Source organism: Sutcliffiella horikoshii (assembly GCF_019931755.1).
Classification (GTDB): Bacteria; Bacillota; Bacilli; order Bacillales; family Bacillaceae_I; genus Sutcliffiella_A; species Sutcliffiella_A horikoshii_E.
This window is the reverse complement of the sequence record NZ_CP082918.1, coordinates 3,611,766-3,628,190: the sequence shown is the minus strand read 5'-3', so window position 1 is coordinate 3,628,190 and position 16,425 is coordinate 3,611,766. Positions and strand designations below refer to the sequence as shown.

Sequence of the window (16,425 nt, the reverse complement as noted above, 5' to 3'; positions counted from 1 at the left end):
CTCTTTGCATTCTATAAACTCAGTCTTCCATGTTCTGTTTTCCGTACTGTTGGTTATTACTTGTCTTTTTACCACGATAGTCCATTTCCATTGTCGGACCAGCGTTTCCTTTTACACTTGCCGCACTTTTAGCTGCTTGAGAAGGTTGCTTTTTCAACTTTGCCATGATGTCTCACCTCCACTTTTTCATTTTTCCCACACCAATGAGCTACATGCAGCACATATTAGAAAATAAAATGGTAAATTCGCATTTATTTATTGCGAAAATTTTCAAAATACTTTATAGTTAGAACCAAGGGAACTCTTACAAAGGAGATATTTTTTTGTGGTAAAAATGAATGAGCATTCATTCAAAAATCTGTTACTAACTTTTAAAACCAACTATCAAGGGGGAGGAAGAATGAAACAAAGTATTAAAAAGGCTGCTGTAATCGGATCGGGAGTTATGGGATCCGGCATTGCCGCACACTTAGCAAACGTTGGAATTCCTACAATCTTGTTAGATATCGTTCCTAACAAATTAACGAGTGAAGAAGAACAAAAGGGCTTAACACTCTCTGATAAAGTAATCCGCAACAAATTTACCAATACAGCAGTACAAAAATTATTAAAGCAAAAACCAGCTCCACTTACATCCAAATCTAATATTGCTCTAATTGAAGCAGGAAACCTAGAAGACGATATAGCGAAAATTGCCGATTGTGACTGGGTCATTGAGGTAATTGTTGAAAACCTGGAAATCAAAAAACAACTATTTGAAAAAGTAGATTCACACCGCAAGCCTGGTAGCATCATCAGTTCCAACACATCCGGTATTTCCATTGAGGCGATGGCAGAAGGACGCTCCGAAGATTTCAAAAAGAATTTCCTTGGAACTCACTTCTTTAACCCGCCGCGTTATTTGAAATTACTCGAAGTGATACCAACTAAAGACACTAGTCCTGAGGTTGTCAGCTTCATTAAAACATTTGGTGAAGATGTATTAGGAAAAGGAATCGTGCTTGCAAAAGATACGCCAAACTTCATTGCCAACCGCATTGGAACGTATGGCTTACTTGTAACAGTTAATGAAATGCTTGAGGGCGGATATAGTGTCGGAGAAGTGGATTCCGTTACTGGTCCTGCAATCGGCAGACCGAAGAGTGCAACATTCCGTACACTTGACGTTGTAGGGTTGGATACATTCATCCATGTAGCCAACAATGTTTACGAAAAAGTGGAAGGCAAGGAACAAGAAGTATTCCGCATTCCAGATTTCATGAACAAGATGAAAGAAAAAGGCTGGTTGGGCTCCAAGTCGGGTCAAGGCTTTTTCCTAAAACAAGGAAAAGAGATTTTGGAACTTAACCCAGAAACATTGGAATATGACGCACGCAAAAAGTTGAAAACTCCTGCGTTGGAAATGAGCAAACAAGCAAAAGGCTACAGCAACAAAATGAAAGCGCTTGTATATGCTGATGACCGCGCTGGAAATCTGATTTGGAGCATTCTTGCACCGGTGTTGAGCTATTCCGCAGAGTTACTTGGTGAGATCGCCGATGATATCGTGGCAATTGACCAAGCAATGAAATGGGGCTTCGGCTGGGATCATGGTCCATTTGAAACGTGGGATGCCATCGGTCTAGAACAGTCAGTCCTGAAAATGAAAGAAGATGGAATCACTGTTCCGAAATGGGTCGACGAAATGCTAGCAAATGGCCACCGTTCTTTCTACAAAAAAGATGGTGGAACAACTCTATTTTATGAAAACGGCACTTACAAAGCGCTAGAAGTAAATCCGAAAGTTGTTCACTTAAAAACATTAAAAGAAACAAAAGGTGTTATTAAGAAAAACTCAGGTGCAAGCTTAATCGATCTTGGAGATGATGTCGCACTACTTGAATTCCAATCTCCTAACAATGCGATTGGCCTTGATATTATCCAGATGGTGAACTACGCGCTTGAAGAAGTGGATAAGAACTACAAAGGACTTGTAATCGGGAACCAAGGCAAGAATTTCTGCGTAGGCGCAAACCTTGCGATGATTCTGATGGAAGCACAAGATGACAATTATTTTGAAATAGAAATGGTTGTAAAGCACTTCCAACAAGCCATGATGAATATAAAATACAGCTCCAAACCGGTTGTGGCAGCGCCATTTGGCATGACACTCGGAGGAGGAACAGAAATCTGTCTCCCAACAAGCCAACTTCAGGCATCCAGTGAATCGTATATGGGTCTTGTAGAAGTCGGTGTAGGTTTGATCCCTGGTGGAGGCGGAAATAAAGAGCTTTACATGAAGCACTTAAACAGCATGCCACAAGGACTTGAATTTGACCTGCAAAAAGTAGCGAACAAAGTTTTCGAACAAATTGCGACGGCAAAAGTCTCTACTTCTGCAGCGGAAGCAAGAGATCTGCACTTGCTTAATAATAAAGATCAAATCAGCTTCAACGGTGACCACCTAATTCATGATGCGAAGCAGGCGGTAACAAGCTTGTATGATGCAGGCTACACAGCACCTGTGCGCAGAAAAGTACCTGTAGTGGGAGAAACAGGCTATGCAACCTTAATGCTTGGAGCACACAATATGCAATACTCCGGATTCATTTCCGAGCACGACTTAAAAATCGCCAAAAAGCTTGCTTACGTTATCGCAGGCGGAAATGTACCGTTCGGAACAGAAGTAGATGAACAGTACCTACTAGACCTTGAGAGAGAAGCATTCCTCAGCCTAGTTGGCGAAGCAAAATCCCAACAACGCATGCAACACATGCTAGTAAAAGGAAAACCATTACGTAACTAAACCAACTCATAATGTTAGATAAATTTCATAGCTGTTGATTGGAGCAAAAGGCGAAGACTCCTGAGGGAGATAGCGCTAGGTGGAGACCCCGCAGGCTTGCCGAGGAGGCTCCAGCAGCGCCCCTAGGAAAGCGAAGCCATTTGCGGAAATCAACAGCGGTGTTAAATGGAAATCTACTAAACTACTAGAAAAGCGAGGGGAGCACTTTGAAAGAAGCGGTTATTGTTGCTGGTGCAAGAACACCAGTCGGAAGATCAAGAAAAGGATCACTAGCTACAGTTCGACCAGATGATCTAGGGGCATTAGTAGTAAAAGAAACACTAAAACGAGCAGGAAATTATGATGGTCCAATCGATGACCTGATTTTCGGATGTGCAATGCCAGAAGCGGAACAAGGACTGAACATGGCAAGAAACATCGGAGGATTGGCTGGACTTCCATCAAGCGTACCTGCAATCACGATAAATAGATATTGTTCTTCAGGCTTGCAAACCATTGCATATGCAGCAGAGCGAATCATGCTTGGACATTCTGAATCCATAATCGCCGGTGGAGCAGAATCCATGAGCATGGTACCAATGGTAGGCCACACAGTAAGACCCAATGCACGACTTGTTGACTCCGCACCAGAGTACTACATGGGAATGGGTCACACGGCAGAACAAGTAGCAATGAAATACGGAGTAAGCCGTGAAGACCAGGATGCGTTCGCTGTTCGCAGTCATGAGCGTGCCGCAAGAGCGATTCAAGAAGGAAAATTCGTGGATGAAATCGTACCTGTGGATGTAACATTGCGCAAGGTCGGATCAAACCACAAATTGCAAGAATCAACATTCACTTTCAGCCAGGATGAAGGAGTAAGAGCAGGCACTTCCATGGAAGTATTGAGCAAACTTCGTCCGGCATTTAATGTAAAAGGTTCCGTAACAGCAGGAAACTCTTCTCAAACAAGTGACGGAGCAGCATCTGTTCTTGTGATGGAAAGAGAAAGAGCGGAAGCACTTGGTCTTAAACCAATCGCTAAATTCCGATCCTTCGCAGTTGGAGGCGTACCACCGGAAGTAATGGGAATCGGCCCGGTAGTAGCAATTCCTAAAGCACTTAAACTGGCAGGCTTGGAGCTTTCCGATATCGGCTTACTAGAGTTAAACGAAGCATTTGCATCCCAAGCAATCCAAGTCATGCGCGAACTAAATCTTGATGAAGACAAAGTGAACGTAAACGGTGGAGCAATCGCACTAGGCCACCCACTTGGATGCACAGGTTCCAAACTGACCCTGACCCTCCTACACGAAATGCAACGCCGCAACGAACAGTTCGGTATCGTCAGCATGTGTATCGGCGGAGGAATGGGAGCCGCAGGCGTATTCGAACTACTGGCTTAAATAGATTGTTTTTAAACGGTTAATAGATGTGCTTAATATTACGTGATTCATCCTGTTGACTGGAGTGCAAGGTGTGAGACTCCTGAGGGAGATAGCGTAGCTTGAGACCCCACAGCGAAGCGAGGAGGCTCAAGCACCGCCCCTAGGAAAGCGAACACCTGGAAAGAAAGGAAACAGGAAGTTATCCAGACAATAAATTATTTTTTAGTAACCAAACGGGAGGAAAACAAAATGTCAAACACATTAGAAAACGTAATCAAAGGCGGAAGCTTCCTACTTGACGACATCGCCGCAGAAAAAGTCTTCACACCAGAAGACTTCTCAGACGAACACAAACTAATTGCCAAAACAACAGAAGAATTCGTCGTAAACGAAGTAGTTCCAAACCTAGAAGAAATCGAGCACCACAACTTCGATATCTCCGTAAAACTTTTAAAAGAAGCAGGCGAACTAGGCCTATTAGGAGCAGACGTTCAAGAAGAGTACGGCGGATTCGGACTTGATAAAATCAGTTCATCCCTAATCACAGAAAAATTCTCAAGAGCGGGCGGATTCTCCTTATCCTACGGAGCACACGTTGGAATCGGATCCCTTCCTATCGTTCTTTTCGGTAATGAAGACCAAAAGCAAAAATACCTTCCAAAACTGTCTTCTGGTGAAATGCTTGCAGCGTACGCATTAACAGAGCCAGGTTCCGGATCTGATGCACTTGGGGCGAAAACGACAGCTAAGCTTAATGACGAAGGCACACACTATGTACTGAATGGTGAAAAGCAATGGATCACAAATGCAGGCTTTGCTGATGTATTCGTTGTCTATGCAAAAGTCGATGGCGAGCATTTCTCTGCCTTCATCGTAGAGCGTGAGTTTGGTGGGGTTTCCACTGGACCGGAAGAAAAGAAAATGGGGATCAAAGGTTCTTCTACACGTACATTGATCTTGGAAGATGCATTAGTACCTAAAGAAAACCTTCTTGGTGAAATTGGTCGCGGCCACGTTATCGCATTTAACATTCTTAACATCGGACGTTACAAATTGGCTGTTGGAACAGTTGGTGGATCCAAGCGTGGAATTGAGCTTGCAGCAACGTATGCAAACCAACGCCAACAGTTCAAAACGCCAATCGCAAAGTTCTCCCTAATCCAAGAGAAACTTGCAAACATGGCTGTTAAAACCTATGCAACAGAAAGCTCCGTTTACCGTACTGTCGGCCTTTTCGAAGACAGCATGGGTCGCTTGACTAAAGAAGAAGAGAAAGATCCTAATGCCGTGGCAAAAGCTGTTGCTGAATATGCAATTGAGTGTTCTTTAAATAAAGTATTCGGTTCTGAAACGCTTGACTATGTAGTGGATGAAGCAGTTCAAATCCATGGTGGATACGGCTTTATGGCAGAGTACGAAGTAGAAAGAATGTACCGCGACTCCCGTATCAACCGTATCTTCGAAGGAACAAACGAAATCAACCGCTTATTGGTTCCGGGAACGTACCTGCGTAAAGCATTAAAAGGCGAACTTCCACTTATCCAAAAAGCGCAAAGCCTACAAGAAGAATTAATGATGCTTATGCCGGAAGAAGTTGGCGATGGAGTATTGGAGCAAGAGAAATATCTTGTAAAAAATGCTAAGAAAATCGCTATCTTAATGACAGGGCTTGTTGCTCAAAAGTATGGAAAAGCATTGGAAAGAGAACAAGAATTGCTTGTTAACATCGCTGACATCATCAGTAACGTCTATGCTATGGAGTCTGCAGTACTTCGTACGGAAAAAGCAATCGCAAAATCCGGCGAAGACAAAAACAAATTGAAGGTCCTTTACACGCAAGTATTCTGTCAAGCAGCGTTCAACCAAATCGAAGCAGATGCAAGAGAGACATTGGTAGCTGCTGAAACTGGCGATACACTTCGTATGATGATCTCTGCACTACGTAAATTCACTCGCCACACACCAATCAACGTTGTTGCGAAGAAACGCGAAATTGCAGCAGTCGTATTGGATACTCAAAAATATACAGTATGATAATGAAAAACCAGGCCTCCTCATTGGAGAGCCTGGTTTTTTTAATATATCACTAGTCGATCCGGCACAACTCATCAGGACAATTTTCACAATGAATCTCCACCTTCAGATGATTCAAGTCATGTATGGTAATCCGTCCCTTATCAACAGACACAACGCCGTTCTTTTTCAAGTCAGAGAGCATTCTATTCACTACTTCCCGTGAGGTTCCGCAATAGTTGGCCAACTCCTGATTGGTTAAGGGAAGGTCAATCAAGATACCCTCCTCTTTTAAGATCCCATAGCTATTGGACATCCTGATCAGAGTGGAGAACAAGGCACCTTTTCTTCCATTCAATACTAAATCCCTGAACTTTGTCTGAGTTTTACGGTAGTGAAGGCTCATCCATTTCATAAATTCCAGAGCGAGCTTCCCGTTTTCCGCGAGTTTCCGTTCCAGCAAAGCCTTGGGGATAACCAAAACTTCTCCTTTTTCGTCCATTGATTTTGCACTTAACATATAGATCGCTCCTGCGCAAAACAAGGTTAACTCTCCAATTAAGTCATCTTCGCTACATAACCTTAATGTAAGTTCCTGGCCATCAGGGGTCACCTTACTTATTTTAAAGCTTCCATTCAAAATTAAATATATCTCAGAGGCTACCATACCCTCTTGAAATAAATAAGCTCCCTTTTTGACAGCCAATTTCTTTTCAAAAGAAGAGAACAAAAACTCTTTTAATTCTTTTGATAATTTTTCCGTCACAGAGCTCATCCTTTCCACCGTTCCAACTATATCTTTATTTTAACGGTAATACACTCCAAAATCTATGGTCTACAGAAATTGTATCCCGTCAAAAAGGAAAATAAAAAAAGACGTCGAATTATAGAAAATAGCGTGTTGAAAATTAGGCGCAGGCTTTCTGTTATGCTACAATATATGAGTAAAATCATGTATGCTAAGGTGGTGCAAAAAGGTTATGACAGTAACGTTTTATTGGTATCCTAAATGTGGCACATGCCGCAATGCTAAAAAGTGGCTTGAGGCGAATGGTGTAGCGGTAGAAGAAGTACATATTGTCGAAAATCCACCATCACGTGAAAAGTTAGAGGAGCTGTACAAAAAAAGCGGTCTCGAACTGAAGAAGTTCTTTAATACAAGTGGCATGAAATATCGTGAGCTTGGGTTGAAGGATAAAGTAAAAACAGCATCCGAAGGGGAGTTGCTTGATATTCTTGCAACAGACGGGATGCTAATTAAGCGCCCGATTACTACGGACGGCAGCAAAGTAACAGTTGGATTTAATGAAAAGCAGTTTGAGGAAACATGGAAATAGGAAAGGCTCTCTTTTTAAATGGGTTATGACCTATAAGAAGAGCTAAAAATAAACTAGTTTGATGGAGGGAATTATTAATGAGCACACCTAAAGATTTACGTTATTCCGAAGAGCATGAATGGGTAAAAGTTGAAGGAGAAAAAGTACGAGTGGGGATTACGCACTTTGCACAATCCGAGCTTGGCGATATCGTGTTTGTTGAACTTCCTGAAGTTGGAGATGAAATCTCTGCAGACGAGCCATTTGGAAGTGTAGAATCTGTAAAAACAGTTTCTGAACTTTACGCTCCTATTAGCGGAAAAGTGGTAGAAGTGAATGAAGATCTAAATGACAGCCCTGAGTTTGTGAACGAATCTCCATATGAAAAAGCATGGATGATTGTGGTGGAACCTGCAGATGCTGGCGAAGTTGACAATTTAATGACTGCTGAGCAATATGAGGAAATGACAAAAGAAGACTAATAACCAAGACGCGGGGCAACCTAACTTTAGTTAACTTTTACTAAAGAGGGTGACCTTAAATGACGTTGGATAATAAAAGGTTGGACATCACCGACCGAGTAAATGGTAAGCTGACAAACCAAGGCTTTGAGCTTTATGTGGAGAATGAATCCATCGGTCAAGTGACATTTACCGAACAAGGCAACCAATACGCATTGAAAAATGGCTATGAACAAGAAGGAAGCAAGATCTTCCAACAAGTTCAAGTGCCGTCTGAAAAAGATGCCAAATATGTAGATTGCGACTACGAAAATGGATGGTGTTAACCATCGGTGGGGTTGGGACTTAATTTAGTTCCGCCCCTTTTTTTATATATTAGTGCCCTTATTTTTAATTATATGTGTACATTACCACTATTCGGAATAGTTATAGTATAAAGCAATATATCTTTATACATCTTTTTAGAACAGGTGATGGATATGGATTTTATACATGAGGAAAAGATCATCATAGTTGAGGGGAAATCAGATAAAAAACGCGTTCAGGAAGTCATTAATGAGCCAGTTCATATCATATGTACGAATGGCACAATCAGTGTCACGAAGCTTGATGAATTAATGGAAGATATTATGGATAAAGAGGTCTATATCCTGGTGGATGCAGATAGTTCCGGTGAAAAATTGCGAAAGCTTTTTAAAAGGGAATTTCCGGAGGCGGAGCACCTATATATTGATAAAATGTATCGAGAAGTGGCCTCAGCGCCACATCAACATATAGCTACGGTGTTATTAAGTGCTAACATTGATATTCATGCAGAATACTTGTAATAAGGTGTAATGAGGATGAGATAATGAAGGATTGGACGAAGAAAGAGCTTTTACAAGAAATTAACGAAAATAAACTCAGTGTGGTTTATTTTTTCACCCCTATGTGTGGGACATGTCAGGTTGCCAAAAGAATGATGGATGTGACGAAAGAGCTTTTTCCGCATCTTACTTTTGGAATGCTTGATGTGAATTATATTCAAGATCTTGCTATGAAGTGGGAAATCGAAAGTGTTCCGTGTTTGATGATTTTTGAAAATGGCGAGATAAAGGAAAAGATATATGCTTTTCGTTCTGTGGAGTATTTGTATGGACTCATTAAACAGTATGATGGAAAGTAAGAAATCCAAAAACACCCATTGTGGTGTTTTTTTTGTCCATAATCCGTTGGATTTCCGTTCCAGGCGCTTCGCTTGCCTGCGGGCGGTCCGTGAGCCTCCTCGGCTTGCGCCTCCGGGGTCTCACTTGTCCCTTCCTCCCACGGGCGTCTGCGCGCCTTCCACTCCAATCAACAAGGTGGCTTCATTAATCGAAGTGTTTATGAAAAGCCATCTAACCGAGATAACTGAATATGCATTAACCTATCGTTCACTTAATTTTCAGCTGTGGATTGGAGCAAATGGCGAAGACTCCAGCGGGGGAGTAACGGTAGGTTGAGACCCCGCAACGAAGTGAGGAGGCTCAAACGCCGTCCCGCGGAAAGCACAGCCATTTGCGGAAAGGAACAGCGGCTATTATTCACTAACTAATGATTCAAGCTAAAGTAGGACCAGGAGTTTTTTTCTCGGTTTTTCTTTATTTCGACATATTATCCTATTGCCATTTTTCTGAAAAAGGAGTAAGTTTGTTTAGGGAGACGAAATATATTATATTTTCGCACACAAACAAGCAAGGGGCACATATATGTTGAAAAATGCAAACTGGTTTCAGTCATTTAAACGGTATGATCATAATATCCAGAAGTTGTTTATTGTTAATATCCTTACGCAAATAGGGCTCGGGATTTTTATGATTGTCTATAATTTTTATATAAGGGAGCTTGGGTTTGCGGAAACGGTAAATGGTAATGTCATCGCAGCTTCCTCATTGGCCGCAGCTATCATCTTAATTCCGGCGGGCATATTAAGCGATCGGATTGGCCGTAAGAAAATGATGCTATATGGTGTATTTTTTAGTGGCATTTTTATGTTTTTGAGAAGTATTTTCGAGTTAGAATCACTCCTTTTGGTCAGTGCTTTTATTGCAGGGATAGCGATGGCCTTCATTCAGGTGACAGCAGTACCATGGCTTGCGGAAAGCTCCACTAAAGAACAACGAGTTAAACTCTTCAGTTATCATTTTGCCGTTATGATGGGAGCAAACGTTGTCGGGAATCTCCTGGGAGGGACTTTAACTGATTTACTTTTACACGTTGTAGGACTTAGTCCCGTTTGGAGTATCAGGCTGACACTTCTTCTTGGAAGTCTCATCTTCATGTTGGGTATCATTCCTTTGTGGAAAACCACGGAAGTTCAACGGGAAAAGGAAAACAAGGCTTTTACTTTTAAAAATTTCCAAGCCTCCATACCAAAGGGACAATGGAAGCTAATCTTTGCCTTTTCTTTTGCATCTATTTTAGTAGGGTTTGGGTCTGGATTGGTCATTCCTTACTTGAATATGTACTTTGCAGATCGTTTTGGAACATCGAATTCTACCATTGGTATTGTGCTTTCCCTAGGTCAGGCAGTCACTGCAGTTGCCATGATTATTGGACCTGCGGTAGTCAGGAAAGTAGGGGAGATGAGAGCGGTAGTCATTTTACAGCTGCTTTCCTTACCGTTTATGCTACTAACCGCTTTCACACAGATTTTTTGGCTCGCTGCTCTCGGATTTTTATTTAGGCAGGCATTGATGAATGCGGCCAATCCAATTATTTCATCGATGATGATGGAGAAGGTAGATAACTCTTTGAAGGGGTTTGCTAACTCCATTAATCAAATGGTCTTCTCACTCGGGTGGGCAAGCATGGGTCCGGTCTCCATGACAATTGTGCTTTTGTACGGGGAATATTGGGGATATTCGATTGTATTCTCCATCACGGCTGTGCTTTATCTGACAAGTTCTATTTTCTTTTATATGATGTTTAGGGAAAAAACGACGGCAACCTATCAAAAAGCTATGGTAAAGACATCATAGTCTGACATATTTCTTGGGAAATGAAGAACAGTTATCGGAAATACGCGGTAATTGTTCTTTTTTTATTGCAGGGATTAGGCTGAGATGCAGGGAAATTAATAGGTAAAGGGGGCTGGTATGTAATGGTAGTAGAGAACTTGGAAATGTTTCTTGTTAAAGCCAAAAGTAAGTCGCATGTAATGGAAATTTTGCCTTACTACAGTCTGCGCTGCTGTTTAGTCACCCAAGGGGAAAGATCGTTTTTTTCACTAAGTAAAAACCAAATGCAACTGGTACAGGATGCAACGGTAGCTGATATTGTTATAGAAGGATCAAGAGAAGATATAATGGAACTTTTGAATGGAACGAAGATGAGAGATGTTAAAGGTTTGGCATTTAAAGGGTCCTTCAGGCATTTCTTGCTTATGGATTCATTATTTACCCTTGTAAACCGCTCAGAAAGAAAAGAAGTATCTTAAAGGAATTGTCCTCACCTATACCGAATTAAACTATATAGATAAAGAGAATTTATAGGCGGTGTAGGGGTAGTGTATCATGTTATTGTCAACAAAATTGCCGGAAATGGAAAAGGACTTCGTATGTGGAAAGAAGCGGAGAAGTTTTTAGAAAAGAAAAGTGTAACTTATCACGTCTCATTTACTGAATATGCAGGTCATGCCGGTGAATTGATAGAAAATATAGAGGAGAATGTGGTTCATGCTGTCGTGGTAGTCGGTGGAGATGGTACCATTCATGAAGTGGTGAGTAAATTGGTTCATAAAAAAGTGGCTCTCGGGATTGTTCCTGCCGGTTCGGGAAATGACTTGGCAAGAAGCCTTGGAGTCCCTTTTGATGTAGAAGGAGCATTGTTTAGGATATTAAAGGGTTCCTATCAACTAATAGATGTACCCAAAGTAGGTGAAGAGCATTATATTTCGATAGCGGGGCTTGGGTTTGACGGCAAGGTTGCAGAAGTGACCAATAGGTCAAGGGCGAAACGTTTATTGAATAAATTAGGCTTAGGTGGCTTGTCTTATGTGCTGAATATTTTCAGAGTTCTTTTCACCTATCAACCGTCTGATGTTTCTGTTGCAGTAGATGGAAGGTTATATAAGTTTCAGGATGTGTGGCTGATAGCGGTAGCAAATCTCCCCTATTATGGAGGAGGAATCATGATCTGCCCAGATGCCTGCGGAAATGACGGGGCATTGGATATATGTGTGGTTTCTGGTATTGGAAGATGGGAGTTATTATTTGTGTTTCCGCTTGCTTTTAAAGGAAAACATATTAAACACCGAAATGTCACGATGCTTAGAGGCTCATCCATACAAGTTAGCACGAGTTCATCCATGATCATGCAATGTGACGGAGAAATCGTTCCAAATGGAACAATTGATTTTAGCGTGGAAAAGAAAGCTATAAAGATTTTTTAAATATAGGAGAAAGTTTTTAATTGACAGGCTATTTATCACCGTGATACGATAACACTCGTTAATTCGAATTGCCCAAATACTTAATTTTAACTATATATGTTTATCTCTTATCGAGAGAGGTGGAGGGACGTGCCCGATGAAACCCGGCAACCGTCAACAAGGAATTGTTGAAATTGGTGCCAATTCACACAAAGCAATTTGCTTTGATAGATGAGAGAAAGGACTTTTCTCATTTAATCCTTTCTGCTCATTGTTGCAGAAGGGATTTTTTATTTTCAGGGATTAAACAAACGTTTGTTTATTCTTAATTGGGTAAGCTAAAACAAGGAAATGTAAGAAAGTAGGTGCGAACATGATTTCACTTCAAGGTGTAAAAAAGGTTTTTAAAACGAAAAACGGAGTAGTGACAGCTGTTGATAATATAGATCTATCCATCAACCAAGGAGAGATTTTCGGTGTTATTGGGTACAGCGGAGCAGGAAAAAGCACTTTAATCCGCATGCTAAATGGACTGGAAACGCCAACGGACGGAGTGGTGGATGTTGCAGGAAGAAACCTTGCAAAAGTTAAGGGCAAAGAACTGAGAGAAGCACGCCAGGAAATCAGTATGATCTTCCAGCACTTCAATCTGTTATGGTCAAGAACGGTGAAGGAAAATATCGCGTTTCCACTTGAAATTGCCGGAGTCAGCAGTTCAGAGCGTAACAAGCGAGTGGAAGAACTTATCAAGCTTGTAGGCTTAGAAGGAAGAGGAGACTCCTATCCATCTCAACTTAGCGGAGGTCAAAAGCAACGTGTAGGGATTGCAAGAGCGCTTGCGAATAACCCTAAAGTCCTTTTATGTGATGAAGCGACTTCGGCATTGGATCCACAGACTACAGATTCCATCCTAGACCTCTTAGTCGATATAAATAAACGTTTATCTCTCACTATCGTACTAATCACACATGAAATGCATGTTATTCGGAAAATTTGTCATCGAGTTGCGGTGATGGAAAATGGAAAGGTTGTGGAACAGGGAGATGTACTTAATGTCTTCCGTAAGCCAGAACAGCCAATTACAAAACGCTTCGTAAAACAGGTGACAGAACCAGAAGATACGCAAGAAACAGTGGAACACTTGTTGGCTGAATACCCACAAGGAAAAGTAATTCAACTAACATTTGTAGGAACTTCGGCAGAACAGCCTTTAATAACGAATTTGATTCGCAGATTTCCAATTGATGTGAACATCCTTCAAGGGAAAATCTCACAAACTCAAAATGGAGCATATGGCACACTTTTTGTGCACCTTGATGGAGAAGAAACGCAAGTACAAGAGGCATTGAGTTTTATCCGTGAGCAGCAAGTGGAGTTGGAGGTGATGACACATGCTTGAGAGAGTTAATTGGGACAAGATGTGGGAAGCAACCTTAGAAACTCTTTATATGAGCAGTATATCGGTTGTCGCTACGTTTATACTAGGAATTGTTTTAGGACTATTATTGTTTTTAACAGCTAAGGGGAACATATGGGAAAGCCGGTTAATTAATGGATTGGTTGCAGCATTCGTAAATATCTTCCGTTCCATCCCATTTGTCATTTTAATATTTTTACTTATTCCTTTCACAAGGTTCATCATGGATACCATTATCGGTGCAAACGCGGCATTGCCAGCCTTGATCATAGGAGCAGCACCATTTTACGCACGTATGGTTGAAATTGCATTACGTGAAATCGACAAAGGTGTCATTGAAGCAGCACGTTCGATGGGTGCAAAAACTTCAGAAATCATCTGGAAAGTACTCCTTCCGGAATCGATGCCAGCATTGGTTTCCGGTATAACTGTTACTGCCATTGCAATTGTAAGTTACACAGCGATGGCAGGGATCATCGGTGCAGGTGGTTTGGGTAACCTTGCATTCTTAGATGGTTTCCAGCGTAACAACTGGGAAGTAACCTTAGTGTGTACAGTCATCATCTTAATCATAGTATTTATCATCCAATTCATTGGAGATTTAATAACCAACAAACTAGACAAACGATAAGAAAGAGGGGACTAAAATTATGAAAAAAGTTTTAAGCTTTGCTGTAATATCATTGTTAGTGTTAGTACTTGCTGCATGTGGCGGCGGTGAAAAAGGTATAGAGGAAGGTAAGCTGGTAATAGGTGCATCTAATGTACCGCATGCAGAAATCCTTGAAGAAGCAAAACCTTTATTAGAAGACCAGGGAATTGAATTAGACATTCAAACATATACAGATTACATCATTCCCAACCAAGCTCTACGTGATAAAGATATTGATGCGAACTTTTTCCAACATGAACCTTATCTGAAAAGTCAAATTGAAGAAAATGATTACGAATTTGTAAGTGCAGGCGGCGTTCACATTGAACCAATCGGTGTATACTCAAAAGAGTATGACAGCTTGGAAGAGCTTCCTGAAGGAGCGGAAATCTTAATGAGTAACTCTGTTGCCGATCATGGCCGTATCCTTGCAATGCTTGAAGAAAAAGGACTAATTACATTAAAAGAAGGTGTAGAAGTTACATCTGCATCTGTTGATGATATTGATGAGAACCCTAAGAATCTTGAGTTCAATACTCAATTCGAAGCAGCTTTCCTTCCGCAAGCATACTTGAATGGCGACGGAGATGCAGTACTGATTAACGGTAACTATGCACTTGGCGCTGATATCGATCCAGAAAAAGAAGCAATCGCTTTAGAATCTGGTGAAAACAATCCTTACGTAAACCTTATCGTTGTTCGTGAGGAAGATAAAGATAATGAACAGATCAAAGCATTGGTAGAAGTGCTTCAATCTGATGAGATTAAAGCATTTATCGAAGAAGAATACAAAGGATCCGTGCTTCCTGCAAAGGCATCTGACGAAGAATAAGATTTTTAAGGACCCCGTGCTTATTTATAAGTACGGGTTTTATCTATACATAGGGTGGTTGCCCAGAATGGTTTAAAATTTTGTCATTGCTCATGAATACTTACCTCCCCCCTAAACAAATACTAACTTTGTGAAAAATAAGGATGGGAGTTGTCTTCAATGGAACAACATTACGAGCCGAAAAACTATGCAGAAGCAGCACTTCATGATTATAAAGCGGGACTTGGTGTATTCACTGAAAAGATGCCTGAGCTTGCACACCACTATAATGAGTTCACGGAAGCTTGCTTTAAAGAGGGCGTACTTGATAAAAAGCAGAAGCAATTGATTGCTCTTGGTGTGAGTGTGTATTCCCAAGATGAATATTGCATCGTTTATCACACAAAAGGCTGTTTAGATCAAGGTGCAACAGAGCAGGAAATCTTGGAAGCATGCGGCGTGACAGCAGTATTTGGAGGCGGCGCGGCAATGAGCCAATCCGTGACTTTGGTACAGTCTTGTATTAGTGATTTTAATGAATTGAAGCATTGATTTTTTGGAGTCTGACCTTTTGGGGTTGGGCTTTTTTATTATTGGGACAACCAGAACGCCCTAGCATTCAAGAGAAATTCTAAGCCTCCTATCAACCACCTCCCCTCATTCCTCCACACCCTCTAATATCCCCAGTAATCGCTCCATACTTCGTTTGGATAAATTAACCACCCCTGTTATGATTAATAAGGTGTTTAATACAAATACTTTAAGGGTATCAAAAAAACTGGTACGAAAATTTAACACTTATAAATAGGAAGGGAATGGTTTATTATCCATCAGGTACACGTAAAGTACACAGGTGAAATGGAGAAGGCAATGTATCAAGCTTATGGTTTTGGTTATGAGGAGTACTCAAATAAGCTCTCAAAACTTTTAGAAGTGGAGCAGAAACGAGAAAAGGATTACCAAAGAAGCTTGGAGATTGTTGAAGAAGTAGACCGTAATTTCCGCCCATAAAACCTGGGCAGCAGCAAGCTGACAGGTTGACCATATAATATAGAAGAAAAAGAAAAGGGTTCGTGTTATTCTCCAACAAATGAGAATAACGCAGACCCTTTTTGTTGTTTATAAAGTTCCCCCGGTTAATTGTAGTGCAAGTTATGAGACTCCAGCGGGAGGTAGCGGTAGACTTGAGACCCCGCAACGAAGTGAGGAGGCT

General features: G+C 41.2%; 18 protein-coding genes and 1 riboswitch. Of the genes, 16 read left to right on the top strand and 2 right to left on the bottom strand.

Translation table 11 applies throughout. The features are described from left to right. Nucleotides 1-19: 19 nt before the first annotated feature. Complete coding sequence (locus tag K7887_RS18735; protein WP_223491142.1) at nucleotides 20-166, bottom strand: YuzL family protein; 147 nt, start codon at nucleotides 164-166, stop codon at nucleotides 20-22. A gap of 234 nt (nucleotides 167-400) precedes the next feature. Between K7887_RS18735 and K7887_RS18730 the strand changes: the two genes are divergently transcribed. The 3 genes from K7887_RS18730 (at nucleotide 401) to K7887_RS18720 (ending at nucleotide 6,186) form a co-directional block, all read left to right on the top strand. Beyond that, a complete protein-coding gene (locus K7887_RS18730; RefSeq protein ID WP_223491141.1) occupies nucleotides 401-2,785 on the top strand; it encodes a 3-hydroxyacyl-CoA dehydrogenase/enoyl-CoA hydratase family protein in 2,385 nt (794 codons plus the stop codon). A 206-nt stretch (nucleotides 2,786-2,991) separates the two neighbouring features. Continuing rightward, complete coding sequence (locus K7887_RS18725) at nucleotides 2,992-4,170, top strand: acetyl-CoA C-acetyltransferase (RefSeq protein ID WP_168862893.1); 1,179 nt, start codon at nucleotides 2,992-2,994, stop codon at nucleotides 4,168-4,170. 231 nt (nucleotides 4,171-4,401) lie between these two features. Beyond that, the gene (locus K7887_RS18720) at nucleotides 4,402-6,186 is read left to right on the top strand and encodes an acyl-CoA dehydrogenase family protein (protein WP_223491140.1); all 1,785 of its coding nucleotides are present in this window, start codon (nucleotides 4,402-4,404) and stop codon (nucleotides 6,184-6,186) included. Nucleotides 6,187-6,238: 52 nt separating this feature from the next. Here the strand turns inward: K7887_RS18720 and K7887_RS18715 are convergent, their stop codons facing one another. Further along, nucleotides 6,239-6,940 carry a Crp/Fnr family transcriptional regulator gene (locus K7887_RS18715; protein WP_223491139.1) on the bottom strand — a complete coding sequence of 234 codons (702 nt, stop codon included), beginning with the start codon at nucleotides 6,938-6,940 and terminating at the stop codon, nucleotides 6,239-6,241. Between the two features lie 205 nt (nucleotides 6,941-7,145). Between K7887_RS18715 and K7887_RS18710 the strand changes: the two genes are divergently transcribed. The 13 genes from K7887_RS18710 to K7887_RS18650 all read left to right on the top strand — a co-directional run bounded on the left by K7887_RS18710 (nucleotide 7,146) and on the right by K7887_RS18650 (nucleotide 16,223). Beyond that, nucleotides 7,146-7,502, top strand: a complete 357-nt coding sequence (locus tag K7887_RS18710; protein ID WP_223491138.1) for an arsenate reductase family protein — start codon at nucleotides 7,146-7,148, stop codon at nucleotides 7,500-7,502. A gap of 77 nt (nucleotides 7,503-7,579) precedes the next feature. Further along, nucleotides 7,580-7,963: a glycine cleavage system protein GcvH gene (gcvH, locus tag K7887_RS18705; protein ID WP_010196676.1), complete on the top strand. Its 384-nt coding sequence runs from the start codon at nucleotides 7,580-7,582 to the stop codon at nucleotides 7,961-7,963. Nucleotides 7,964-8,022: 59 nt separating this feature from the next. Further along, nucleotides 8,023-8,268, top strand: coding sequence for a YusG family protein (locus K7887_RS18700; RefSeq protein ID WP_060665454.1), 246 nt, complete (start codon nucleotides 8,023-8,025; stop codon nucleotides 8,266-8,268). 153 nt (nucleotides 8,269-8,421) lie between these two features. Next, the gene (locus K7887_RS18695; protein ID WP_223491137.1) at nucleotides 8,422-8,769 is read left to right on the top strand and encodes a toprim domain-containing protein; all 348 of its coding nucleotides are present in this window, start codon (nucleotides 8,422-8,424) and stop codon (nucleotides 8,767-8,769) included. A gap of 23 nt (nucleotides 8,770-8,792) precedes the next feature. Next, nucleotides 8,793-9,107 carry a thioredoxin family protein gene (locus K7887_RS18690; protein WP_223491136.1) on the top strand — a complete coding sequence of 105 codons (315 nt, stop codon included), beginning with the start codon at nucleotides 8,793-8,795 and terminating at the stop codon, nucleotides 9,105-9,107. Between the two features lie 562 nt (nucleotides 9,108-9,669). Then, nucleotides 9,670-10,941 carry an MFS transporter gene (locus K7887_RS18685; RefSeq protein ID WP_223491135.1) on the top strand — a complete coding sequence of 424 codons (1,272 nt, stop codon included), beginning with the start codon at nucleotides 9,670-9,672 and terminating at the stop codon, nucleotides 10,939-10,941. Nucleotides 10,942-11,063: 122 nt separating this feature from the next. Beyond that, on the top strand, nucleotides 11,064-11,399 hold the full coding sequence (locus tag K7887_RS18680) for a hypothetical protein (protein WP_223491134.1): 336 nt from the start codon (nucleotides 11,064-11,066) through the stop codon (nucleotides 11,397-11,399). A 69-nt stretch (nucleotides 11,400-11,468) separates the two neighbouring features. Next, on the top strand, nucleotides 11,469-12,353 hold the full coding sequence (locus tag K7887_RS18675; protein ID WP_223491133.1) for a diacylglycerol/lipid kinase family protein: 885 nt from the start codon (nucleotides 11,469-11,471) through the stop codon (nucleotides 12,351-12,353). A gap of 104 nt (nucleotides 12,354-12,457) precedes the next feature. Beyond that, a riboswitch (SAM riboswitch) is annotated at nucleotides 12,458-12,570 on the top strand. A gap of 135 nt (nucleotides 12,571-12,705) precedes the next feature. After that, a complete protein-coding gene (locus tag K7887_RS18670) occupies nucleotides 12,706-13,731 on the top strand; it encodes a methionine ABC transporter ATP-binding protein (protein WP_223491132.1) in 1,026 nt (341 codons plus the stop codon). Then, nucleotides 13,724-14,380 carry a methionine ABC transporter permease gene (locus tag K7887_RS18665; protein ID WP_223491131.1) on the top strand — a complete coding sequence of 219 codons (657 nt, stop codon included), beginning with the start codon at nucleotides 13,724-13,726 and terminating at the stop codon, nucleotides 14,378-14,380. Before K7887_RS18670 ends, K7887_RS18665 begins: the two co-directional genes overlap by 8 nt. Before the next feature lie 19 nt (nucleotides 14,381-14,399). Continuing rightward, nucleotides 14,400-15,233: a MetQ/NlpA family ABC transporter substrate-binding protein gene (locus K7887_RS18660; protein WP_223491130.1), complete on the top strand. Its 834-nt coding sequence runs from the start codon at nucleotides 14,400-14,402 to the stop codon at nucleotides 15,231-15,233. Between the two features lie 159 nt (nucleotides 15,234-15,392). Then, nucleotides 15,393-15,764: a carboxymuconolactone decarboxylase family protein gene (locus K7887_RS18655; protein WP_223491129.1), complete on the top strand. Its 372-nt coding sequence runs from the start codon at nucleotides 15,393-15,395 to the stop codon at nucleotides 15,762-15,764. Between the two features lie 318 nt (nucleotides 15,765-16,082). Then, nucleotides 16,083-16,223, top strand: a complete 141-nt coding sequence (locus K7887_RS18650; protein ID WP_010196652.1) for a YuzK family famiily protein — start codon at nucleotides 16,083-16,085, stop codon at nucleotides 16,221-16,223. The last annotated feature ends 202 nt before the right edge of the window (nucleotides 16,224-16,425 follow it).